The sequence below is a fragment of the Yoonia vestfoldensis SKA53 genome, assembly GCF_000152785.1.
In the GTDB taxonomy this organism is placed as follows: domain Bacteria; phylum Pseudomonadota; class Alphaproteobacteria; order Rhodobacterales; family Rhodobacteraceae; genus Yoonia; species Yoonia vestfoldensis_A.
On record NZ_CH672414.1, the window covers coordinates 1,351,859 to 1,374,339 of the forward strand.

General features: G+C 60.3%; 20 protein-coding genes and 1 tRNA gene. 8 read left to right on the plus strand and 13 right to left on the minus strand.

The window, feature by feature from the left end:
* Nucleotides 1-15: 15 nt before the first annotated feature.
* From SKA53_RS06690 to SKA53_RS06725, 8 genes are all read right to left on the minus strand, one after another.
* Nucleotides 16-228, minus strand: a complete 213-nt coding sequence (locus SKA53_RS06690; protein WP_040483181.1) for a YgaP family membrane protein — start codon at nt 226-228, stop codon at nt 16-18.
* Nucleotides 229-310: 82 nt separating this feature from the next.
* A complete protein-coding gene (locus tag SKA53_RS06695; RefSeq protein ID WP_007205338.1) occupies nt 311-982 on the minus strand; it encodes a Crp/Fnr family transcriptional regulator in 672 nt (223 codons plus the stop codon).
* 45 nt (nt 983-1,027) lie between these two features.
* Nucleotides 1,028-2,251, minus strand: coding sequence for a glycerate kinase type-2 family protein (locus tag SKA53_RS06700; protein WP_007205339.1), 1,224 nt, complete (start codon nt 2,249-2,251; stop codon nt 1,028-1,030).
* Between the two features lie 29 nt (nt 2,252-2,280).
* Complete coding sequence (gene xylA / locus SKA53_RS06705) at nt 2,281-3,582, minus strand: xylose isomerase (protein WP_007205340.1); 1,302 nt, start codon at nt 3,580-3,582, stop codon at nt 2,281-2,283.
* Nucleotides 3,579-5,018: a xylulokinase gene (xylB, locus tag SKA53_RS06710; protein ID WP_007205341.1), complete on the minus strand. Its 1,440-nt coding sequence runs from the start codon at nt 5,016-5,018 to the stop codon at nt 3,579-3,581. The genes xylA and xylB overlap by 4 nt, the downstream gene beginning before the upstream one ends.
* Before the next feature lies 1 nt (nt 5,019).
* Nucleotides 5,020-5,796 carry an ATP-binding cassette domain-containing protein gene (locus tag SKA53_RS06715; protein WP_040482828.1) on the minus strand — a complete coding sequence of 259 codons (777 nt, stop codon included), beginning with the start codon at nt 5,794-5,796 and terminating at the stop codon, nt 5,020-5,022.
* A 12-nt stretch (nt 5,797-5,808) separates the two neighbouring features.
* The gene (locus tag SKA53_RS06720) at nt 5,809-7,146 is read right to left on the minus strand and encodes a sugar ABC transporter permease (RefSeq protein ID WP_007205343.1); all 1,338 of its coding nucleotides are present in this window, start codon (nt 7,144-7,146) and stop codon (nt 5,809-5,811) included.
* 162 nt (nt 7,147-7,308) lie between these two features.
* Nucleotides 7,309-8,334: a substrate-binding domain-containing protein gene (locus tag SKA53_RS06725; RefSeq protein WP_040483182.1), complete on the minus strand. Its 1,026-nt coding sequence runs from the start codon at nt 8,332-8,334 to the stop codon at nt 7,309-7,311.
* 209 nt (nt 8,335-8,543) lie between these two features.
* Between SKA53_RS06725 and SKA53_RS06730 the strand changes: the two genes are divergently transcribed.
* Both SKA53_RS06730 and SKA53_RS06735 read left to right on the plus strand, forming a co-directional pair.
* Entirely contained in the window at nt 8,544-9,809 is a 1,266-nt protein-coding gene (locus tag SKA53_RS06730) for an ROK family protein (RefSeq protein ID WP_007205345.1), read from the plus strand.
* On the plus strand, nt 9,806-11,287 hold the full coding sequence (locus SKA53_RS06735) for a CRTAC1 family protein (protein WP_007205346.1): 1,482 nt from the start codon (nt 9,806-9,808) through the stop codon (nt 11,285-11,287). The genes SKA53_RS06730 and SKA53_RS06735 overlap by 4 nt, the downstream gene beginning before the upstream one ends.
* Here SKA53_RS06735 and SKA53_RS06740 read toward each other — a convergent pair.
* Nucleotides 11,258-12,571, minus strand: coding sequence for a cytochrome-c peroxidase (locus SKA53_RS06740; protein WP_007205347.1), 1,314 nt, complete (start codon nt 12,569-12,571; stop codon nt 11,258-11,260). The genes SKA53_RS06735 and SKA53_RS06740 overlap by 30 nt on opposite strands.
* 59 nt (nt 12,572-12,630) lie before the next feature.
* Nucleotides 12,631-13,911, minus strand: a complete 1,281-nt coding sequence (locus SKA53_RS06745) for a DUF3422 family protein (protein WP_007205348.1) — start codon at nt 13,909-13,911, stop codon at nt 12,631-12,633.
* A gap of 143 nt (nt 13,912-14,054) precedes the next feature.
* Between SKA53_RS06745 and SKA53_RS06750 the strand changes: the two genes are divergently transcribed.
* Complete coding sequence (locus SKA53_RS06750) at nt 14,055-14,606, plus strand: pseudouridine synthase (protein ID WP_007205349.1); 552 nt, start codon at nt 14,055-14,057, stop codon at nt 14,604-14,606.
* 83 nt (nt 14,607-14,689) lie between these two features.
* Here SKA53_RS06750 and SKA53_RS06755 read toward each other — a convergent pair.
* Nucleotides 14,690-14,776, minus strand: a tRNA-Leu gene (locus SKA53_RS06755).
* A 107-nt stretch (nt 14,777-14,883) separates the two neighbouring features.
* On the opposite strand from SKA53_RS06755, the gene lipB reads away from it, so the two are divergent.
* The 3 genes from lipB to SKA53_RS06770 all read left to right on the plus strand — a co-directional run bounded on the left by lipB (nt 14,884) and on the right by SKA53_RS06770 (nt 18,013).
* Nucleotides 14,884-15,528: a lipoyl(octanoyl) transferase LipB gene (gene lipB / locus SKA53_RS06760; protein WP_007205350.1), complete on the plus strand. Its 645-nt coding sequence runs from the start codon at nt 14,884-14,886 to the stop codon at nt 15,526-15,528.
* 176 nt (nt 15,529-15,704) lie between these two features.
* The gene (gene ctaD, locus SKA53_RS06765) at nt 15,705-17,363 is read left to right on the plus strand and encodes a cytochrome c oxidase subunit I (protein ID WP_007205351.1); all 1,659 of its coding nucleotides are present in this window, start codon (nt 15,705-15,707) and stop codon (nt 17,361-17,363) included.
* A 149-nt stretch (nt 17,364-17,512) separates the two neighbouring features.
* Nucleotides 17,513-18,013, plus strand: coding sequence for a DUF2244 domain-containing protein (locus tag SKA53_RS06770; protein ID WP_007205352.1), 501 nt, complete (start codon nt 17,513-17,515; stop codon nt 18,011-18,013).
* Nucleotides 18,014-18,076: 63 nt separating this feature from the next.
* Here the strand turns inward: SKA53_RS06770 and SKA53_RS06775 are convergent, their stop codons facing one another.
* On the minus strand, nt 18,077-18,538 hold the full coding sequence (locus SKA53_RS06775; RefSeq protein ID WP_007205353.1) for a GatB/YqeY domain-containing protein: 462 nt from the start codon (nt 18,536-18,538) through the stop codon (nt 18,077-18,079).
* A gap of 171 nt (nt 18,539-18,709) precedes the next feature.
* Between SKA53_RS06775 and carA the strand changes: the two genes are divergently transcribed.
* Nucleotides 18,710-19,858: a glutamine-hydrolyzing carbamoyl-phosphate synthase small subunit gene (gene carA, locus SKA53_RS06780; protein ID WP_007205354.1), complete on the plus strand. Its 1,149-nt coding sequence runs from the start codon at nt 18,710-18,712 to the stop codon at nt 19,856-19,858.
* A 65-nt stretch (nt 19,859-19,923) separates the two neighbouring features.
* Entirely contained in the window at nt 19,924-21,825 is a 1,902-nt protein-coding gene (locus SKA53_RS06785) for a glycosyltransferase (RefSeq protein ID WP_007205355.1), read from the plus strand.
* Here the strand turns inward: SKA53_RS06785 and SKA53_RS06790 are convergent.
* Nucleotides 21,779-22,432 (minus strand): GntR family transcriptional regulator, encoded by a 654-nt coding sequence (locus SKA53_RS06790; protein ID WP_007205356.1) that lies wholly within the window; start codon nt 22,430-22,432, stop codon nt 21,779-21,781. The genes SKA53_RS06785 and SKA53_RS06790 overlap by 47 nt on opposite strands.
* Between the last annotated feature and the right edge of the window lie 49 nt (nt 22,433-22,481).

Sequence of the window (22,481 nt, forward strand, 5' to 3'; positions counted from 1 at the left end):
AAGGTGAGCGCAAGATCAGACCTTGCAGGTACGCATGCCAAGAACGGTGTAGAGCGGGCAAGACCGCGTTACGGCGACCCCCAGCATCACCAAGCCTACCACGACAGATAGGATCGTTGCGAGCAGGCTGTCAAACACTGCCATGCCACCGATGAATGGCAGCGCCAGCAGGACAATGCCCAGGGTGCTACGGATCATCCGGTCGATATCGCCAACATTGACGGTCATTTCAAAGGCTCCTTGTTCAAGCTGCCAAAGGTCTAGCGCAATCGCCCCACCTGTGTCAGTGATATTGTCACAGACCCAATGGTCAGCCGTGATGCCGCGCCACATCTTGCAATCCTGCACGATCTGCAATCATGATGACCCCGCGCGCCTGCGCGATCCAGCCGCGGCGCTGGAATTCCTGCAATTGGCGCGACACGACTTCGCGCGCGGTGCCCAATTCGACGGCCAGTTTCTGATGCGTGGTGGCGATCCGGTCATCCCCATGCGACAATTTCAACAGCTTGTCGGCAAGCCGCACATCAATCCGCTGAAACGCAACCTCGTCGATCATCAAGAACAGATCGGTGATCCGCTTGGAAAAGGCGGCAAAAACAAAATTGCGAAAGGATTTCGACTGCGCGACCAGATCGTCGAACACATCGCGCGGCACGGCGGCAGCCCGCACATCGGTTTCGGCAATGCCCGTGGCGGCATAATCATCATAGGCCAGCAAACAGGCCGTGGTCAGCACGCAGCTTTCGCCAGCCTCGATCCGGTACAGCACGATCTCATGGCCGGTGTCAGACACTTGCTGGACACGCACCGTGCCCGCAAGCAAGAACAGCATGTTTTCCGGCGATTTGCCGGGACCAAAAATCACCGTGCCTGCAGGTGCCACCACAACCGCGCTGCGCGCCAAAAGCTGCGCCTTGATCGTGGGCTCCAGCCGCGCCAGCCCGGCAAACCTGTCCAGCCACGTGTCGTCCTGCGCCATTCTTTCCGCCTCGCTTTGTTGCAAATACTCCCCGCGCGGCGCGCGTCACCCACGCCGGATCAGCACACCCAGATCGGCAACATTGGTGCCGGTCGCGCCGGTCAGCAACAGACCATCCACCTGCGCCAAGGCAGCATAGCTGTCATTATTGGCCAAAAGCGCTGCCAGACCCGCAATCTTGCCCAGACTGTCCTGATCCACAATCCCGCCAGCGGCATCGGTTGGCCCGTCGCGCCCGTCACTGCCTGCTTGCAGACAGGTCCAGTCACCCCAGCCGCGGTCTGCAGCGACGATCGCGATGCGCAGCGCCAGTTCCTGATTGCGCCCACCACGGCCAGTACCTTGCAGCATGACCGTCGTCTCGCCACCCCAAAGCGTGATACCCGGGCGCGCCTGATCGCAGATCAGTTTCGCGGCATCGGCCACGTCGCCGGTGACGGGTGCGGCGATCACATGCGCCACGCCCGCCGCCTGCGCCATGGCGGCAACGCTTTGCCTGTTCGATCCGATCAGGATGTTGCGTGCGGCAGGCAGGTCCGGCGCGGGGCGCGCCTGCGCCAGATGATCACGCACCGATGGCGGCACGCGGTCCCACAGGTTTGCATCGCGCAACATTGTCACCGCCTGTGCCGCTGTGCCAATGGGCGGCGCAGTCGGCCCGCTGGCAATCGCGCTCAGATCGTCGCCCACGACATCGGACAGGATCAATGCGGTGACGTTGTTGGGGGCCGCATGGCGCAGGAACCCGCCGCCTTTGATATCGGACAATTGCTGGCGGATCAGGTTCATGGCGCGGATGTCCAGCCCCGAGGCCAGCAACAGCCTGTTCACCGCGATCTTGTCGGCCAATGTCAGCGCGCCTGCGGGGGCGGGCAGCAAGGCTGATCCACCGCCCGAAATCAGCGCCAGCACCGGGCCTTGGGCCGCGCGCAAGGCCGCGATCACCGCCAGCGCCGCTTTTGCGCCGCTTTCATCCGGCACCGGATGACCCGCGGCAAACACCGCTGCCCCGTCCAGCGGCTGGGCGTTTTCGTAATTGGTCACGACGATAGCTGGCACACCGGCAAAGCGCGACAAGGCTGCGTGCGCCATACCGCGCGCGGCCTTGCCTACGGCCACGATCAGCGCCGGCGCGGGTAGATCATCCAGATGGCGCGTCACCGCCGCCACCGGATCAGCGGCCTGCACACCAGCGTCAAACAGCCGCCGCGCAGTGCTGCGCATATCGTTCATATCGGACCTCTTTTCGGCCTGCGTAAGGTGGATCATGATCCACCTTACCTGCCGGATTTACAAGGTCACAGGTAGCGGTTCACCAGATTTTCCAGCCGTTCCTGACGGCCCGACCGTGGCGCGGGGTTGATCGCTTGCGCCATCACCTTGGCGGTGATCGCATCCAGATCGCTGGCCAGCAACGCGCGGCCAGCCTCTGTGTCCCAGCCAGCGTAACGGGCATCGCGCGCGGATTCGAGCTTGCCATCCGCCAGCATCGCCGCTGCCGCCTTCAGCCCCGCAGCGCAGGCATCCATGCCGCCCACATGCGCAAGAATCAGATCCTCTGCATCAAGGCTCTGGCGGCGCAATTTGGCGTCGAAATTGGTCCCACCCGTGGTGAAACCACCGGCGCGCAGCACCTCGTAATAGGCCAGCGCCATTTCCGGCACATTGTTGGGAAACTGGTCGGTATCCCAACCGGATTGATAATCGTTGCGGTTCATGTCGATGGACCCGAAAATCCCCAATTCGCGCGCCATCGCCAGTTCATGTTCGAACGAATGGCCGGCCAGAATGGCATGACCCTGTTCGATGTTCATCTTGACCTCGCCTTCAAGGCCAAACTCCTTGAGGAACCCGTAAACCGTGGCGACATCGTAATCATATTGATGCTTGGTCGGCTCCTGCGGCTTTGGTTCGATCAGGATCGCGCCTTTGAAGCCCATCTTGTGCTTGTAATCGACGACCATCTGCAACATCCGGCCCGCCTGCGCACGTTCGCGGCCCATGTCGGTGTTGAGCAGGGTTTCATAGCCTTCGCGCCCGCCCCACAGGACATAGTTTTCGCCGCCCAGTTTCATGGTTGCATCCATGCAGGTCTTGATCGTGGCAGCAGAAAACGCGAATACATCAGGGTCAGGGTTCGTCGCCGCACCCGCCATGAACCGGCGATGCGAAAACAGGTTCGCCGTACCCCAGAGCAGTTTGACGCCGGTCGCTTCCATCTTGGCTGCGAAATAATCGACGATCTCTTCCAGATTGCGGGTGTTTTGCGCGAAACTATTTCCTTCAGGGCGCACATCGGCGTCGTGGAAACAGAAATAGGGCACGCCCAAGATCTGGAACATCTCGAACGCGGCATCGGCCTTCATGCGGGCTGCATCCATGCTGTCGCCGAACCACGGACGGTCGAATGTCTGCCCGCCGAACGGATCACCACCCGGCCATGCAAAAGAATGCCAATAGGCAGCGGCAAAGCGCAAATGATCCTTCAGCGTCTTGCCCATCACCACCTCATCAGGGTTGTAATGGCGGAAGGCGAAGTCATTGTCGCTGTCCGGCCCCTGATAGGTGATGGCAGGGATGCCTTTGAAGAAATCGGTCATGATAGTCCTTTCAGAGCGGTATAGCTCGCGCGATAGCGCGCATGGGCCTGCGAAAAGGCCGCGGTCAATTTGGTGTCGGGTTCAATCATGCGGGCGATTTTCGGGGCGGTTGCCACTTCGGCCCCTGCCCCCGTCGCGGCCATCAGTCCAAGACGGGCGGCACCGAAGGCCCCGCCGAAATCACCTGCGACAGGCAGGGCGATGGGCAGGTCCAGCGATGTGGCAATCGCCTGCACCCAGTAATCGGACTTGGACCCGCCACCCACGGCGATCAGGCGGGTGATCCGGGTGCCGGTGCTGGTCAGCGCGTCATGGCAATCGCGGATCGCATGGGTGACACCTTCCAACACGGCACGCGCCATGGCCGCGCTGTCAGTCGCGTGATCCAGATGCAAAAACGCGCCACGGATGGCGGCATCATTATGCGGGGTCCGTTCACCGCCCAGATATGGCAGAAACAACGGCTTGCCCGGCGCCTGCAAGGCACCAAGATCAGCGGTCAGCGTGGCGGCGGGTTTGTCCGCCACACGCGCAAACCAGTTCAGCGCATCGGCCGCGGCAAGGATCACGCCCATCTGGTGCCATGTGTCGGGCAAAGCGTGGCAGAAGGTATGCACAGCAGATGCAGCATCGGGGTTATAGGCATCGCTGGCCGCAAACAGCACGCCGGATGTGCCAAGCGAGACAAAGGCATCGCCTGCCTTGACCACACCGACACCTACGGCGCTGGCGGCATTGTCACCACCGCCGCCTGCAACGACCACCCCCTTGGGCAATCCCCAACGGCTTGCAAGCGCATCACGGATATGACCCGAGACCTTGGACCCTTCGACCAATCGCGGCATCTGGGCGCGGGTCATGCCTGTCGCTGCAAGCAAATCATCGGACCAATCGCGCTTGCCCACATCCAGCCAGCTGGTGCCAGCGGCATCCGACATTTCCGCGACAGCCTCGCCGGTCAGCCACAAGCGCAGGTAATCTTTTGGCAGCAGCACACGGGCGACGCGGGCAAAGATCGCGGGTTCATGCTTGGCCACCCAGGCAAGTTTTGGTGCCGTGAAGCCCGCAAAGACGATATTGCCCGTCAATGCGCGGAACTTTGGATCGGCATCCAGTTCAGCCGCTTCAACGGCAGAACGTGTGTCATTCCACAAGATACACGGGCGAAGCACCTCGTCACTTGAATCCAGCAAGGTCGCCCCGTGCATATGCCCCGACAGGCCAATACCGCGGACAGCACCCAGCGAAACCTGCGCCGCCAAAGACTGCATCACGGCATCTGCCGCATCTAACCAACTGGACGGTGCCTGCTCGGACCAACCCTGCGCCAGGCGTGCGACCTGCAATGGGGCCGTCGCCTCGGCCAAGATGGCCTGCGCGTCGTCGATCAGAACAGCCTTGAGACCCGAGGTTCCCAGATCAAGACCAATATACATATCAGTTCTGGTAGTTTTGTTGTTTTTTGGGGTTTTTCCCCATGATGATCATCGACAGAATATCGTCTTCAGTCACATCCTCGACACGTTCGTTGCCGATCAACTGACCGTTTTTCATCACGGCCACACGGTCACACAAGTCCATCATTTCGCGGGTGTCGTGACTGATCAGGAATATCCCAAGCCCTTGGTTCTTCAGCTCTTTGATAAGATCAGCAACCATTTCTGTTTCGTGGACGCCCAAAGCCGCTGTCGGTTCATCCATAATCAGGATGCGTGCGTTGAAATAGACCGCGCGCGCAATTGCCACCGATTGACGCTGGCCACCCGACAGTGCGCTGACAGGCTCTTTGAACTTTTTGAAGTTCGGATTGAGCTGCGCCATGATCCTGCGGGTTTCAGCTTCCATGCGGGCATCATCCAGAAACCCAAACCGGGTCGTCAATTCGCGCCCCAGAAACAGATTGCTTGCGGCGTCCAGATTATCGGCCAAGGCCAAGGTCTGATAGATCGTCTCGATATTCAAATTCCGGCTATCGCGCGGGCTGGCAATCTGGGCTTTCTTGCCCTCGATCCAGAACTCGCCGCTATCGGCCTGATAGGCGCCAGACAGGCACTTGATCAGCGTGGATTTGCCCGCTCCGTTGTGGCCTAGAAGGCCAACAACTTCACCTGCATAAAGATCGAGCGACACCCCATCGACAGCACGGATGCCGCCAAAGGCAATCGAGATATTCCGCATTTCAACCAGCGGGGTCCCTGAACGTAAATCAGTCATCAAAAGATCCCCTTACTTGACGTTTTTGCGGTAAAGATTGTCGAGGTAGACAGCGAGCACAAGGACCGAACCAACGACGATCTGCTGCACGGATGTATCAAAACCGATCAAGACCATGCCCGATTGCAGACTTTGCATCACCAAGGCACCCAGAATTGCGCCATAGATCGTACCAATGCCACCTGCCAGTGATGTACCGCCGATCACCGCTGCGGCGATCACATAGAGTTCGTCCAACAGGCCCAAGGCGTTTGTCGCAGAATTCAGACGCGCGGAGGCCACAACAGCGGCCAGTCCCGCCAATGACCCCATCAACATGAAGATGCGCATCGTCATCCATTTGACGTTAATGCCTGCCAGCTCTGCCGCTTCGGGGTTTCCACCGATGGCAAACACATTGCGGCCAAACCGCGTGCGCTTGACCAGAATGGTCATCAATATCCCGACAACCACAAGGATCAGAACAGGAATGGCAAAGCCATGACTGATGAAAAGACCTTCGGGCGGAACGGTGATGTTATTCGCAGCGGCATATTGGTTCACGATGCCGCGTGGCCACGGATAGGAATTCACCAACAGGACAGATCCGATGACAAGCGCACATGACGTGCCGCCGACGGTCAGTTCACCCCAGATCGGGCGCTGAGCAAAGCCGTGTCTCTGGCGACTGCGACGGCTTGAAACCATCATCCAGACGATGGCAATGCAAACGATAATCCCTACAACCCAACTGCCCGTCGCGCCAATCGTGCCATATGGACCGCCACCCAAAAGCTGGAAGGTCGAATCCACAGGCGAAATCGTTTTGCCGTTATTCGCCAGAAATGCCGCGCCGCGCCACACCAAAAGCCCGCCCAGCGTGACGATAAAGGCCGGGATCCCGCGATAGGCAATCAACCAGCCGTGAAATGCACCAATCGTCATCCCCATCAGAATGCCGATGGTCGCGGTGACGATCCAGATCAACGGATGACCCAGGCCCAGATATTGCGGCAAGATTTCAACCTGAACGATCCCCATCGTCATGCCGGTCACGCCCAACAGCGCGCCCACAGACAAATCAATGTGGCGGGTCACAATCACCAGCACCATCCCTGTCGCCATGATGCCAATCGACGAGGTTTGCACCGACAGGTTCCACAGATTGCGCGGCGTCAACATGGCGCCGAACCCGTTAAAAACCGCGCCGTAGATATGAAAACCGAACCAGATCAAGGCAAGCGCGCCAAACATCCCCAACAGGCGGGTATCAATTTCCGTTCCTTTGAGAAACTTGCCTATCAGCCCTAGGTCTTGCTGGCCGCTTTTGGTTTCAGCAGAGGCGTCAGAGGCCTCGGTCGTATCAGTCATACTCTTGTTCCCATGTTGCATTGGCCAAGCAACCGCAACTCTATCCGGCAATGAAAATGCGGCGGCTGTCACTGCGTCTGGACGTGGCTGTTGGCCAGACTGACATGCAGGCAAATAAAAGACCGGCGCCCGGTTTGTGCCGGGCGCCGGTCAATTCACAGCTTATTCGCAGCCGGCAACGCCAGCGATTGCGCCTTCACAAGCTTGCGCTTTCGAGATGTGGCCTGCGTCGATTGCAACATTCAGGTTGTCGCGTGTCAAAGGTGTCGGGTCCAACAGGATCGCGTTCACAGGGATCCCCTTCTCACCATTCGAGAAGACACCAGCACCGTCGATGGCCGCCATAGCTGTCCCGCTTGCAAGATCAGACGCGATCTGACCGGCAGCGGCACCCAATGCACGGGCGTCTTTCCAGACAGACACTGTCTGCAAACCACGTGCAACGCGGTTGATCGCAGCCAAATCACCGTCTTGACCGCCAACCGGGATCACAAGGCCCTGCGCGCTCAGCGCTGCAACAACACCGCCGGCCATGCCGTCGTTCTGGGACAGAACCGCATCAACGTTGTTGTTGTTGGCGGTCAGGATCTGCTCCATGTTGCGCTGCGCACTTTCTGGCTTCCACGCGTCAGAGAAGGCTTCGCCCACGATGGTGATCGCACCCGAATTCACGCTGTCGCCGATGACTTCCATCATGCCCTGCAACAAGAAACCGGCATTCGGGTCACCTGGGTCACCTTTGATGATGGCGTAATTGCCTTCAGGCTGCACATCCAGAACGGATTGCGCGATGATCCGGCCAACGCCGACGTTGTCGAATGTCAGATAAAATGTGCGGTCATCTTCGATCAGACGGTCATAACCGATGACAGGGATGCCTTCGTTGGCGGCTGCGTCGATAGCAGGCCCGATCGCATCTTTGTCCCAGGCGTTAATGATCAGGACATCAACACCTTGGCTCATCAGTGCTTCGATGTCTGTCAGCTGCTTTGCCGCAGAAGACTGCGCATCGGCGGACACATAGGTGTTGCCGTTGGCTTCGATCGCAGCGACCATGGCAGCTTCATCGATTTTCCAGCGCTCTTCTTGAAAGCTGGCCCAGGATACGCCAACGCGCATACCCTCTGCCAGAGCAGCCGAGTTGAAACCGACCACGGCAATTGCCGCGACGAGAATGGATTTATGCATGTTTTCCTCCCAATGATGTGCCCCCATGCACTGAGGGCGCGGGTTTTTGACCCCACGAAAGCCAAAATGCCAAATTTAATTCAGTTGTCAAAATAAAAATTGCCGAAAATTAGAAAATTTCGCTTTTCGACCGCGGAAAAATTGGGCAGACTTTGAAAATACCCGTAAACCACTCGGTCTCTGGTCATTAATAATTCAGGCCGTAAATTATGTACGACGTTATCTCATCGCAAAGCGACGAATCGCCCGCCCCAGCTGGGTGCGGCCCGCTGCTGCCAGCCACTCATGGTGAAAGCAAACCGTTGCGCCAGCAGATTTTTGAACATGTCCGCGCAGAAGGCCGTGCGGCCCGTACAGATGTGACCCGCGCCTTGGGAATCAGTGCCGGATCGGCGACGACACTGACCGCTGACCTGATCACCGCCGGCCTGCTGCGCGAGGTCGAGGGGCTGACGCGCGAATTGGGCCGTGGACGCCCGCCGGTCGCGTTGGAAGTGGTCCCAGAAGGCCGCTACGTCATCGGAATTAAACTGTCAGACGAGGTTCATTCCGCCGTTTTGACAGATTTCGCGGGCCAGATGCTGGCCGATGCATCCTTGGCGACCCTGCCTACGCGCAAATCCATGGATGCGATTCTGGAAGAAATCGACGCCTTGATGGATCTGGTACTGAAAGCGGCGGGCAAGTCGCTGTCGGATATTTCTGCGGTCGGTGTCGGGTTGTCGGGTCTGGTTGACCACAGCTCAGGCATGGTCGCGTGGTCCCCTTTGCTGAGCGGACGGGATACGGATTTCCAGACCGCCTTTGTCGGGCGTTTTGGTGTGCCGCTGCTGGTGGACAATGATTCCAACGTCCTGACCCTTGCCGAACTGTGGTTTGGCGCGGGGCGGTCGATGTCGGATTTCGCGGTCGTCACGATCGAACATGGTGTCGGTATGGGGCTGGTGCTGGATAACCGGCTGTTTCGGGGATCGCGCGGGATGGGGCTCGAGTTGGGCCATACAAAGGTGCAGCTTGACGGCGCGCTGTGTCGGTGTGGCCAGCGTGGGTGTCTTGAAGCGTATCTGGCCGATTATGCCCTTGCCCGCGAAGCCGCGACCGCCCTGCACCGCAATCCGCGCAATCAGCAAAGCGCGCATGCGATGCTTGATGCCTTGTTCTCGCAGGCGAAATCCGGGAACGAGGCTGCGCGCACGATCTTTCGCCGCGCGGGGCGATATCTTTCGGTGGGTCTGTCGAATGTCATCCAGCTTTTCGATCCTGAATTGATCATTCTGTCTGGCGAGCGGATGCAATACGATTACCTGTACGCCGACGAGGTGATTGCCGAAATGCAAAAACTGACGCTGACATCGGGGCGCGCGCCGTGCCGTATTGAAACCCATGCATGGGGTGATCTGGTGTGGGCGCGGGGTGCCACTGCTTTAGCATTGGCGGCCGTCACGGACGCAGCTTTGGGTGAAGCGCGGGCATGATCCGGTTTGTGGTCCTGTGCCTGATGGCCATGCCTGCAACGGCACAACCTGTGTTCGAAAATCGGTCGGACGCCCTGCCCGCCCATGTCTATGGCGGCGGATGGGAACATTTTGTCGGCGGCGGTGTCGCTGTCTTCGACTGCAACGGCGACACATTGCCCGATATTTTTGCAGCCGGCGGCGAAAACCCCGCATCCCTTTTCATTAACGCTGGCGACTTTCGCTTTCAACCTGTCAGCTTGCCGGACATGTCCGGCGTGACAGGTGCGTATCCTGTGGACATCAACGCCGATGGACATATGGATCTATTCGTGTTGCGGGTCGGGCAAAATCAGGTGCTTTTGGGCAGCGGGGCCTGTGGCTTCGAGACCGGTTTCCCGCTGCCTGCGGATGACGCATGGTCCACAGCTTTTTCGGCATGGTGGGAAGATGACAGCTATCCTGTCATGGCCGTCGGCAATTATGTGGACCGCGCCAATCCCGACGGCCCGTTCCAGGCCTGCGACGCCAACCAGATTTTGCGCCCCTCGCCGCAAGGCAGCTACCAAAGCACGGCGCTGACGCCCGGCTTTTGCCCCTTGTCGATCCTTGCCGCCAGGGATGCGCGTAAGCGATCCACTTTGCGGATATCGAACGACCGCCAATATTATGTGCGCGGTGGCTATGAACAGATGTGGGATATCGAGGACCAACGCTTTCTCGGGCCTGAAGATAACTGGAAACAGGTCTCGCTCTGGGGGATGGGGATCGCCAGCCGCGACCTGACCGGAGACGGGCGCGACGAGGTCATGCTGACTTCGATGGGGGATCAACTGATGCAGGTGGCCCAGCCTGACGGCACCTATGCCAATGCGCCCTTTAGTATCGGGACCTATGCCCATCGCCCGCATACCGGCGATGACGGGCGGCCATCCACCGGCTGGCACGCGGAATTTGCCGATGTGGATAATGACGGCCGCGCCGATCTGTTCATCGCCAAGGGAAATGTGGACCAGATGCCGGGGCTGGCGATGGCGGACCCCAACAATCTGTTGATGCAACAGCCAGATGGCACCTTTGTCGAGGCAGCCCAGACCGCAGGCGTCGCCACAACGGCGCGGTCACGGGGTGCGGCTTTGGCAGATTTCGACGGTGACGGGCGGTTGGACCTGATCGTCGTGAACCGCCGCGCACCGTTAGAGATTTACCGCAACGTCACGACAGACACCGGCAATTGGCTGACCGTGGCGCTGACGCAATCAGGCGGCAACCGGCATGCCATTGGCGCTGTGGTCACGGTCGTGACCGACGCTACAACGCAGAGCCAGCAAAACACCATCGGCGGCGGCCATGCGGGCGGCAAGGCACTGCCACTGCATTTCGGTCTGGGCGATGCGGATAGCGCGACAGTGACCGTGACATGGCCCGACGGGGCGCAAAGCACGCATCAGGTGCAGGCGAATGCACCCCTAACCTTCGGGCATCCGCGCGACAGTTAGGCCGCTTGGCACCGCATCGGGGATACCCAGAACGCCTGCCTGCGCATCAGGATCGGTCAGACTGTCCAAAAAGGCCAGCAAGGCATCAACGGCGGCATCGTCCACCGTGACCGGCGCAACCGTCACCGCCGCGGCAATCGCGGCACTATCGGCCAGCCCACGGCTGTCATCGACCGGCAGGTCGGGCAACAACGCACGGTCAAGATCATAGACCTGCAATGCCGCCACCGGATCAAGATGCGCGACCAGAAAATCGCGCAGATCGGCATAGGCCCCCGAATGGCCATAAGGGCCGGTCTGCGCCACATTGCGCAGGCTGGGTGTGCGAAAGGCATACATATCCGCCGGATCACCCGTGACACGGAACCGGCCCAGATCGCTGGCGTGACTTTCGAACCGCTCGGCCTTGCCCGGCCCGATCTGCGGCACGCCCATCGCGTGAAACTGGTGGTCGGTCAGAAAAGGGCCGGCATGGCAGGACACGCAGCCCGCCTCCCCATAAAACAGCGCCATGCCGGTGGCGGCGGGTTCGGGCAATGTCGCCTCGCCGCGCAGGACCGCGTCAAAGGGCGCGTTATCGGAGCGCCATTCCAGTTCCATGAAAGCCGCGACAGCGTTGGATATATCGGTGAACCCGATCTGGTCGGGGCTGTCGATATGGTCATAAACGGCAATGAAGGCATCGCCATAGGCTGGTATATCCGCGACGCGTTTGGCGATAATGTCCCAGGCCCCGCCCTGCCCCGTGATCATGCCGCGCCGCACAGCTTGGGCCACGTCGTTTTCGCTGTAATGGCCGGCCATCTCATCGGCGGACAGCACCGGAAACATCGTTTGCGCCGACAAAAGCGACGCAAAACCCACCACCATGTCATCGGCCAGCGGTGTGCGCAGGCCGCCGGGACGGGCGGGGTCCACCTCGATCCGGCCATCGGCAAACAACACGCTGAATTCGTGCGCGCCCAGATTGAACAAGGCGGGTGAATTGCGCGGAATCCGCTGTTCGGGCATATTGGCCGCATCGGCCACACGGTTGGGGCCAAGCCCCATGCCGCCATCGCCCATACCAAGAGACAGCCCGTCGCTCGTGCCAAAAGCCGGGTGGTGACAGGTTGCACAAGAGACATCGCGGTTGCCTGACAGGATCGGGTCGTAGAACAACAGCTGACCCAGCTCTGCCTCGATCAGGTCGACTGGCTTGAAATCCGTATCCGTCAGCGGCGGCGGCACATCCTGCGCGGCCGCACTGCCCGCCATCACAGCAAAACCCAAAACCAGACGCATGTGATCCCCCCCCGTGTTGAGCGGATCGTATCACTTGCCAAGGCTCTGGCAAGCCTGCGTCATTCCATCCGCTTGCGAATCCGGCTGACCAGGGTCCAGACCAGCAGCAACACGATTGGCGTGGCAACGGCTGTCATCACTGGTTTGGTAATACCGAACGCTGCTTCAAGCGGGGCGGCCATGTAAAGCGCCAGATTGACCGCGTAATAGCTGATCGCGACGACAGACAGCCCTTCGACGGTGCGTTGCAGGCGCAGTTGCAGATCGGCGCGTTTGTCCATGCTGGTCAGCAATTCCTGATTCTGCGCCGAGCGTTCCACATCGACCCGCGTACGCAACAGATCGCCCGCACGCAGCGCGCGTTCGGACATTGCGTAAAGCCGTGCCTCGGTGGATTTGACGGTGCGCATCGCGGGGTCGAAACGGCGCATCATGAATTCACCGAATGTCTGGCGACCGGCAAAGCGTTCCTCGCGCAGGATTGAAATGCGCTGGTTGACGATGGTTTCATAGGCCCCCGCCGCCCCGAACCGGAATGTGGTCTGCGCGATCGTATTTTCGATCTCGGCCGAGACCTGCAACAGCGATTGCAGCACCTTGGCGGCGTCGGCCATCGGCAGGCGCATGTCTTCCAGCAGGCTGGTCAGGATCTGGTCGAATTCCGCCATCTTCGGCCCAAGCGAGCGCGCCTTGGACAAGGCCAGCATCGACATCGCCTTGTAGGTTTCGATTTCACACAGGCGCTGGACAACACGGCCGATCCGGCGGTCATCGACATGCGGGCGCGCGAAAACCGCAAAGCGCATATGCCCTGCGGTATCGATGCGGAAATCGCCCGCGATCACCAGATCGTTTTCCACGACCCGGCTGATCGCAAGACTTTCCGGCACGAACCAATCCTTCGCTTTTTCAACGATGCCGTCATCACCATCGACAACCTCGATCCGGATCAGGGCGGATGTCACACGTGTGCCTGGCGCCTTGGACAGCCAATCGTCGGGAAAGACGTCAAAGGTGGCGGCTTCAAACGGGCGCGCGGCAACGCCGTCACCAAAGACCGTGTAGGTCACGAATTCGGTATGGCTTTCCCATTTCAGCTGATGCTTGCCGATGGTGCCAAAATAATGCGTGGCATCGGGTTGCGGATGCTGCGCGCCGAACCGGTCCAGCAGGTCGATCAGATGCGCGCGGTCCGCTGCACGGTCACGGCCCGCCGCGTTGCTGGCGGGCTTGATCGCAAGATAGGCCGCACGACTGGGCGCGCCCACTGCCGGAAATGGCCGCGCATGCAATTCATTCGCCATAGTATAGCGCAGGGGATGGTCGGCAATCGGCGGCATGGTCAGGCGCTTTCACAATAAGATCCTATGTACACTAGCGCAGCAATTCAGAGTGTAAATATAAAATCGTTGATTTATAAATACTTAGTAGCACACAAAGGTATACGGTGGACGGCACGGGGCAGCGCAGGCTAGAAAACGCCATGTCGCGCATCTTGTTGTTGAACAAACCTTATGGCGTGCTGTCGCAATTCACCGATGCGCGCAGCCCGTCGCCGCGCCCGACGCTGTCGGGCTTTGTCACGGTGCCCGGCGTTTATCCCGCAGGGCGCCTGGACCGCGACAGCGAAGGATTGCTGGTCCTGACAGATGACGGGGCCTTGCAGGCGCGGATCGCCGATCCACGCCACAAACTGCCAAAAACCTATCTGGTGCAGGTCGAAGGCGCACCTACCGACGCCGATCTGGCACTGCTGCGGCATGGCGTGACACTGAATGATGGACCAACGCGGCCTGCGCAGGTGCAGCGCATTGCGCCCCCTGCCTTATGGGAGCGCGACCCGCCTGTCCGGTTTCGCAAATCGGTGCCAGATCAGTGGATCGAGATCACGATCCACGAAGGTCGCAACCGGCAGGTGCGCAGGATGACCGCGCATATCGGATTTCCGACGTTGCGGCTGGTACGCTGGCAGATCGGGGATTGGACATTGGACGGGCTGGCGCCCGGTGCCTGGCGGGATAGCGCGCTGCGGTGATGTGGCGGCGGGGGGCGCAAGGTTTTTTGGGCCAAAAAACCTTCAGCACGCGGACCGGTCTGTTGGGGTGACACGCCAGACAATGGTGCGGTCGGGGGGACTCGAACCCCCACGAATGTTACTTCACAGCGACCTCAACGCTGCGCGTCTACCAATTCCGCCACGACCGCAAGTCCATAGGCTGGTAAGTGCCGTTCTCATAGACGAGGCGATTTGCGATGCCAAGAGGGAAATCAAGTCCCTTCCCATCGCCCATCTGGGCGTTTATCTCCAACGCATGGTAGAATGGATCATCACCGAAGGGCTGACAGCGTATGACGACGCGTTGGCCTTTATGGAGGCCCGCGTGAACGCGATCATCGCGGGCGAGGCGGCGGAATGTATCTGGTTGCTGGAACATCCGCCACTTTACACCGCAGGGACCTCTGCCAAAGCGGCGGACCTGATCGCGCCTGACCGGTTTCCAGTGCATGACGCACGGCGCGGCGGCGAATACACCTATCACGGGCCGGGGCAGCGGGTTGTCTATGTCATGCTCGATGTGGGCAAGCGCGGACACGACCTGCGCCGCTTTGTGCAAGATCTGGAAAACTGGGTCATTGGCACGCTGGACGCCTTCAACATCAAGGGCGAGATCCGGCCGGGCCGTGTCGGCGTCTGGGTGCAGCGCCCGGACAAGCCGCGCAATGCGGACGGCGCGCTGGCCGAGGACAAGATCGCCGCAATCGGGATTCGCATGCGTAAATGGGTGTCGTTCCATGGCCTTGCGATCAATGTGGACCCAGACCTGTCGCATTTCGACGGCATTGTGCCCTGCGGTATCCGCGATCATGGCGTGACGTCGCTGGTGGACCTTGGCCTGCCTGTCAGCATGGCCGATCTGGACGTCGCCCTGCGGCAGCGTTTCGCGGATGTCATGTAGGGTCGATTTCAATCCACCTTACGCGGTCAGCCGATCCCCAGCCTGCGCCAATTTTACCCAGCATCCCCGCCGCATCCGCAGTTGCCCATACCGGTGCAAGCGACTAGAACATCCGACAACGACCGCCGTATATTGAATCGGCGGCGTCGATCTGTAGCCAAAACGAGGAGAGCCACATGGCGGACGCAGCCATCCACGGCGACGCACATCAGGACAACCGGAGTGCCTTTACACGGTGGTTCATGTCCACCAACCACAAGGACATCGGGATCCTGTATCTGTTCACAGCAGGTGTTCTAGGGTTCATTTCGGTGGCGTTCACCGTTTATATGCGCCTCGAGCTCATGTATCCGGGTGTACAATACATGTGCCTAGAAGGGTTCATGACCGATCCCTGCACACCCAACGGCCATCTATGGAACGTCCTGATCACCTATCATGGTGTTCTTATGATGTTCTTTGTCGTGATTCCGGCCCTGTTCGGGGGCTTTGGCAATTACTTCATGCCACTGCAGATCGGCGCGCCCGATATGGCGTTTCCGCGGTTGAACAACCTGTCTTTCTGGATGTTCGTGGCCGGTGGTGCGATGGGTGTGGCTTCGATGCTGGCACCGGGTGGCAATGGCCAGCTTGGGTCGGGCGTTGGTTGGGTCATGTACCCGCCGCTGTCGACCAATGAAGCAGGCATGTCGATGGATCTGGCGATCTTCGCCGTGCACCTGTCGGGGGCCTCGTCGATCCTGGGCGCGATCAACATCATCACGACCTTTCTGAACATGCGTGCGCCGGGCATGACCCTGCACAAAGTGCCGCTGTTTGCCTGGTCGATCTTTGTGACCGCCTGGATGATCCTGCTGGCGCTGCCGGTTCTGGCGGGTGCAATCACCATGCTGCTGACCGACCGCAATTTCGGCACGACCTTTTTCCAGCCTGAAGGCGGCGGTGATCCGGTCCTGTACCAGCACATCCTGTGGTTCTTTGGCCATCCCGAAGTCTATATCATCATTATCCCCGGCTTTGGCATCATCAGCCACGTCATCGCCACCTTCAGCCGCAAGCCGATCTTCGGCTATCTGCCCATGGTCTATGCGATGGTCGCGATTGCGGTTCTGGGCTTTGTTGTCTGGGCGCACCACATGTATACCGTGGGCATGTCCCTGACCCAGCAAAGCTATTTCATGCTGGCGACAATGGTCATCGCGGTGCCGACCGGCGTCAAGATCTTCTCTTGGATCGCGACGATGTGGGGTGGCTCGATCGAGTTCAAGACACCGATGCTTTGGGCGTTTGGTTTCTTGTTCCTGTTCACCGTCGGTGGTGTGACCGGCATCGTGCTGTCACAGGCCGCCGTGGACCGTGTGTATCATGACACCTATTATGTCGTGGCGCATTTCCACTATGTGATGAGTCTTGGTGCGGTGTTCGCCATCTTTGCGGGGATCTATTTCTACCTGCCAAAGATGTCCGGCCGTATGTATCCCGAATGGGCTGGCAAGCTGCATTTCTGGGCCATGTTCATCGGTGCAAACCTGACATTCTTCCCACAGCACTTTCTGGGCCGTCAGGGCATGCCACGCCGCTACATCGACTATCCCGACGCCTTTGCGCTGTGGAACCTGGTGTCGTCATGGGGTGCGTTCCTGTCGTTTGCATCTTTCGTGTTCTTTATCGGTGTGATCGCCTGGACATTGCTGCGCGGCCGCGTTGTGACGGAAAACAACCCGTGGAACGAATATGCTGATACGCTGGAATGGACCCTGCCCTGCCCACCGCCTGAGCATACGTTCGAGACGCTGCCCAAGCGCGAAGACTGGGACAAGCAACACGCCCACTAGCGGCGTCACAAATCAAAAGCCCCCGCGTTGCGGGGGCTTTTTTCGTTTTGGGCTGTGGCAAAACGCCTGACCGGCGCAAGACACCAGTGACAGTTTCACGCATGGCTCTAGGTTTGTGCAAAGACCAGACTGCACGCCGAGGAAACGACATGCCCTATCAGTGGACACCCGATCAGCCCGACAGACAAACCGACTGGCAATTGAGCCTGTGGCCTTACCGGTCGCTGTTGCGCAAGGATTTCGTGCTGTTCATGGGGGCGACAGCGGCGCTGGTGGCGCTGCCGCTGATCTCGCTTTTGGGGACGGTGGTTGTCTGGGCCTTGCTGCCGTTTTTCGGGCTGATGTTCTGGGGGCTGTGGACCGCGATCAACATCAGTTACAAACGCGGTGAGGTGTTGGAAGAACTGGCCGTGGATGACACAACCGCGCATCTGATCCGCCATAACCCCAAGGGCGAAAAGCTGGAATGGCACGCCAACCGCTATTGGGTGACGGTGCATCTGCATCCCAAGGGCGGGCCGGTCGAAAATTACATCACCCTGCGCGGCGGCGACCGCGAGGTTGAAATCGGGGCCTTTCTGGATGTGTCAGAACGGCTGGCGCTCTATGGTGATCTCAAACGTGCCTTGCGCAGCGATCAAGCAACCTGACGCGGAACAGAAACTTTGATGCCTCCGGCGGGGATATTGAGGCTCGGAAGATGATGAAAGACGCTATCCCAGCCGCGATTTGACCATCGGTCCGGCCTTGGCGAAATCCATCTGGCCGGTGTATTTGGTTTTCAGTTCCGCCATCACCTTGCCCATGTCGCGGATGCTGGTGGCCCCGACAGCGGCGATGGCCGCATCCACGGCGGATTCGGCTTCGGACAAGGACAGCTGGCGGGGCAGGAATTCCTCGATCACCTTGATCTCGGCCAGTTCCTTTTCAGCGAGTTCCAATCGGCCGCCTTCTTCATAGGCGCGCGCGCTTTCCTGGCGTTGCTTGACCATCCGGCCCATGATCGCAAGGACATCAGCATCCGACAGGCCTGCGGCTTCGTCAGCGGTGCCGCGCATGGCGATGTCACGGTCCTTGATCGCTGCGTTGATCAGGCGCAATGTGGACAGCCTGTCGGCTTCTTTCGCTCTCATCGCATCGGTCAGTGCCGTCGTGATCCGGTCGCGCAGCTGCATGGAAAATCCTGTTCTTTTGCCGATAACGAAAGTGCATGCTACCCCTTTGCGCCAGCGGTGACAAGCAGACTGACGCCATGGTATCCCTTATTTGCAAGGCGGCACTCCGGCCTTGACCCTGTGGCTGTGCACCCGTAAACCCGCACCAATTTGACCAATGGAGATCCGCTCATGACGCAGAAACCGACGGCTTGCCTTGCACTGGCGGATGGGACGATCTTTTACGGCATGGGCTTTGGCGCTGTGGGGGAAACTGTCGCCGAGCTGTGTTTCAACACCGCGATGACGGGCTATCAGGAAATCATGACAGACCCGTCCTATGCCGGGCAGATCATCACCTTTACCTTTCCCCATATCGGCAACACTGGCGTCAATACCGACGATGATGAAACCGCTGATCCGGTCGCGGCGGGAATGGTTGTCAAATGGGACCCGACCGAGGCATCCAACTGGCGCGCCACAGGAGAGCTGAAAAGCTGGCTGGCCGCGCGCAACCGGATTGGCATGGGAGGCGTCGACACCCGCCGCCTGACCCGTGCGATCCGCCAGCAGGGTGCGCCGCATGTCGCCTTGGCCCATCATCCAGACGGCGTATTCGATCTGGAAAAACTGGTCGCCAAGGCCCGCGCCTTTGCCGGTCTGGAAGGACTAGATCTGGCAAAGGATGTGACCTGCGCGCAATCTTATCACTGGAATGAAATGCGGTGGGCCTGGCCCGAAGGCCATCAGCCACAGACGCAAGCCCGCCACAAGGTTGTTGCGGTCGATTTCGGCGCCAAGCGCAATATCCTGCGTTGTCTGGCATCGGCTGGTTGCGATGTGACCGTCCTGCCCGCCAGCGCCAGCGCCGAGGATGTGCTGGCCCTGAACCCCGATGGCGTGTTCCTGTCCAATGGTCCGGGCGATCCTGCGGCCACCGGTGTTTATGCCGTGCCGATGATCCAGGGTGTGCTGGCAACCGATATTCCGGTCTTTGGCATCTGTCTGGGGCATCAGATGCTGGCGCTGGCCTTGGGCGCGCGCACCATCAAGATGAACCACGGTCATCACGGGGCCAACCATCCGGTCAAAGATATGCAGACCGGCAAGGTAGAGATCACATCGATGAACCACGGCTTTACCGTGGACAGCCAGACCCTGCCTGCGGGTGTCATCGAAACCCATGTGTCGCTGTTTGACGGGTCCAATTGCGGTATCCGCCTTGATGGCCGCCCGGTGTTCAGCGTGCAATACCACCCAGAGGCCAGCCCCGGCCCGCAGGACAGCTATTACCTGTTCGAACGCTTTGCCGAGGCGATGGATACCCGCGCCGCGCGCTGAGGACGCATTAACCAGTCCTTAACCATGTGGCGCGATACCTGATCCGGTCACGGGACAGGTGCCATATGCTTGATTTCATCACCGATTCCGCTGTTGCCGCCCGCCTGACCGATACGGATGTGGCGCTGTTGCAATCCTTGTTGGCCAGGCATCTGTTGGATCAGGGACAGGCCGACCGTGCCGCTGCCGCGGCGCTGCGTCTGGATGTGCCGCTGAGCGATATATTGCTGCGCGATTACAACCTGCCATCGCGGACAATCGCCCGCTATCTGGCAAAAGCCCATGGCGCGCAGGTTGTTGATCCGACCCGCCGCCCAGCGGATGCAACGCTGATCGCCCGCTGGGGCGCACGGGATTGCCTGCGCCGCGGGGTGCTGCCATGGCGCGCTGCGCAGGGTACGGTCACGGTCCTGACCACCTGCCCCACCCGTTTCGCCGCTGCGCGCCCCGATCTGGAACAGGTCTTTGGCCGCATCCGCATGGCGATCACCACCGAGGCCAAGCTGACCGATGCCATCGCCACCCTGCATGGCCCCATCTTTGCGGCGGATGCGGAGACTTGCGTGCCTGCCACCGAAAGCTGCCGGACATGGGACGCGGCCCGCGCCGCGCGGCTGGCGCTGGCCATGGCGGTGGCCATCATGGCCTGTGCGGTCCTTGATCTGGGTGCGCTGATCATCGCAGTCACGCTTTGGGCGATGGTCGTGCTGATCGCTACGACGCTGCTGAAAGCGGCCGCCGTGATCATCGGGATGCGCGCGCGCGCCCACGACCCCCGCCCCGTGGCCGAGGCCGATCTGCCGGTGATCACGATGCTGATCCCGCTTTACCGCGAAACGGCGATTGCGTCGCATCTGCTGGTGCGGCTGGCGGCGCTGCGCTATCCGCGCGCCTTGCTTGATGTCTGTCTTGTGCTGGAACAGGATGACGCGACCACCCGCGCGACGCTGGCGCGCACCCAGCTACCGGGCTGGATCAGGGCCATCATCGTCCCGCCCGGTCAGGTCAAGACCAAGCCACGCGCGCTGAATTATGCGCTGCCCTTCGCGCGGGGCAGCATCATCGGCGTCTGGGATGCCGAAGACGCACCCGCCCCCGACCAATTGCACGTCGTGGCCCGCCATTTCGCCGCCGCTGGGGCGCATGTCGCATGCCTGCAAGGGGTGCTGGATTATTACAATGCCGGCACCAACTGGCTGACCCGCTGTTTCACCATCGAATATGCGGCATGGTTCCGTGTCGTCCTGCCGGGGCTGGCGCGGTTGGGACTGGTGGTGCCTTTGGGCGGCACGACGCTGTTTTTCCGGCGCAGCGTGCTGGAAACCTTGGGCGCATGGGACGCGCATAACGTGACCGAGGATGCGGATCTGGGCCTGCGTCTGGCGCGGCGCGGCTATGTGACCGCGCTGATCCCGACCCTGACGATGGAAGAGGCCAATGGCCGCGCCTGGCCTTGGGTCAAGCAACGCGCGCGCTGGCTGAAAGGTTACGCCATCACCTATGGCGTCCATATGCGCAGCCCCGTGCGCCTGTTGCGCGATCTGGGGCTGTGGCAATTCATCGGGGTGCAGGTGTTGTTTCTAGGCACGCTGAGCCTGTTTGCCCTGATGCCCTTGTTCTGGTCGCTCTGGCTGATCCCGCTGGGGGTGGCGCATCCGCTGCATGGCTGGCTGTCGGCAGGGGCGTTCTGGGCGATGACCTATGCGTTTATCGCGGCCGAGGCGCTGGCCTTGCTGGTCAATCTTGTGGGGCTACACAAGGCGGGCCGTCTGCGGCTGTGGGGCTGGGCGCTGACGCTGCCGGCTTATTTCCCGCTGGGTACGCTGGCGGCCTATCGCGGGCTGGCCGAACTGGCCACAAGGCCGTTCTATTGGGACAAGACCGCGCATGGCGTGGTGCTGACGGGGCTGAAACCGCCCGCTAATCTGCCGCCTCGACCTTTGCCGCATCCAGTTTCAGCCGCGTAACAAACGCAGCAGAGATGTGATCGCGCAGCGCCTTATAAGCAGCGTCACCATCACCCGCCGCGATCGCTGCGACAATGGCGGCATGTTCCTCCAAGGTCTGCGCGCCGCGCCCTTCGGCGGCCAGCGACGTTGTGGCCAGCAAGGCCATCGACCGATGCACAAGGTCCAGCTGCTGCACCAGATAGCGGTTATGTGACGCCAGATGGATCTGCTTGTGAAACCGCCGGTTCGCACGGCTCAGCGCGGATGGATCATTGATCAGCCTTTTGTCGGCCTCCAGCATGTCCTGCAAAACCCGCACCTCTTCGGGGGCGGCGTGGCGCGCGGCCAGACGGGCGGCCAGCCCTTCCAACTCGCCGCGCACGACGTAAAGTTCCGACAATTGCGAATGATCCAGCGAGGCCACGATCAGCGACCGCCCGTCGCGGGTCAGCAAGGATTGCGTTTCCAGCCGCTGCAACGCCTCGCGAATCGGGGTGCGCGACACGCCGAACCGTTCGGCCAATTCGCTTTCGACCAACCTGTCACCCGGTTTATAAAGGTGGCTGTCGATCGCCTCCAGTATCAGGGCATAGGCGTCTTTCTGGGCATGTCGCGGGTCTTGCATAAGTGAACCTGTCGTTGTTCCCAAAACATTACGCCGCATGCGCCGCCGC

Excerpts from the sequence above, each read along its gene's own strand:
- SKA53_RS06690 (WP_040483181.1), bottom strand. The coding sequence starts at position 228 with ATGACCGTCAATGTTGGCGATATCGACCGGATGATCCGTAGCACCCTG.
- SKA53_RS06695 (WP_007205338.1), bottom strand. The coding sequence starts at position 982 with ATGGCGCAGGACGACACGTGGCTGGACAGGTTTGCCGGGCTGGCGCGG.
- SKA53_RS06700 (WP_007205339.1), bottom strand. The coding sequence starts at position 2,251 with ATGATCCACCTTACGCAGGCCGAAAAGAGGTCCGATATGAACGATATG.
- xylA (WP_007205340.1), bottom strand. The coding sequence starts at position 3,582 with ATGACCGATTTCTTCAAAGGCATCCCTGCCATCACCTATCAGGGGCCG.
- xylB (WP_007205341.1), bottom strand. The coding sequence starts at position 5,018 with ATGTATATTGGTCTTGATCTGGGAACCTCGGGTCTCAAGGCTGTTCTG.
- SKA53_RS06715 (WP_040482828.1), bottom strand. The coding sequence starts at position 5,796 with ATGACTGATTTACGTTCAGGGACCCCGCTGGTTGAAATGCGGAATATC.
- SKA53_RS06720 (WP_007205343.1), bottom strand. The coding sequence starts at position 7,146 with ATGACTGATACGACCGAGGCCTCTGACGCCTCTGCTGAAACCAAAAGC.
- SKA53_RS06725 (WP_040483182.1), bottom strand. The coding sequence starts at position 8,334 with ATGCATAAATCCATTCTCGTCGCGGCAATTGCCGTGGTCGGTTTCAAC.
- SKA53_RS06730 (WP_007205345.1), top strand. The coding sequence starts at position 8,544 with ATGTACGACGTTATCTCATCGCAAAGCGACGAATCGCCCGCCCCAGCT.
- SKA53_RS06735 (WP_007205346.1), top strand. The coding sequence starts at position 9,806 with ATGATCCGGTTTGTGGTCCTGTGCCTGATGGCCATGCCTGCAACGGCA.
- SKA53_RS06740 (WP_007205347.1), bottom strand. The coding sequence starts at position 12,571 with ATGCGTCTGGTTTTGGGTTTTGCTGTGATGGCGGGCAGTGCGGCCGCG.
- SKA53_RS06745 (WP_007205348.1), bottom strand. The coding sequence starts at position 13,911 with ATGCCGCCGATTGCCGACCATCCCCTGCGCTATACTATGGCGAATGAA.
- SKA53_RS06750 (WP_007205349.1), top strand. The coding sequence starts at position 14,055 with ATGTCGCGCATCTTGTTGTTGAACAAACCTTATGGCGTGCTGTCGCAA.
- lipB (WP_007205350.1), top strand. The coding sequence starts at position 14,884 with ATGGTAGAATGGATCATCACCGAAGGGCTGACAGCGTATGACGACGCG.
- ctaD (WP_007205351.1), top strand. The coding sequence starts at position 15,705 with ATGGCGGACGCAGCCATCCACGGCGACGCACATCAGGACAACCGGAGT.
- SKA53_RS06770 (WP_007205352.1), top strand. The coding sequence starts at position 17,513 with ATGCCCTATCAGTGGACACCCGATCAGCCCGACAGACAAACCGACTGG.
- SKA53_RS06775 (WP_007205353.1), bottom strand. The coding sequence starts at position 18,538 with ATGCAGCTGCGCGACCGGATCACGACGGCACTGACCGATGCGATGAGA.
- carA (WP_007205354.1), top strand. The coding sequence starts at position 18,710 with ATGACGCAGAAACCGACGGCTTGCCTTGCACTGGCGGATGGGACGATC.
- SKA53_RS06785 (WP_007205355.1), top strand. The coding sequence starts at position 19,924 with ATGCTTGATTTCATCACCGATTCCGCTGTTGCCGCCCGCCTGACCGAT.
- SKA53_RS06790 (WP_007205356.1), bottom strand. The coding sequence starts at position 22,432 with ATGCAAGACCCGCGACATGCCCAGAAAGACGCCTATGCCCTGATACTG.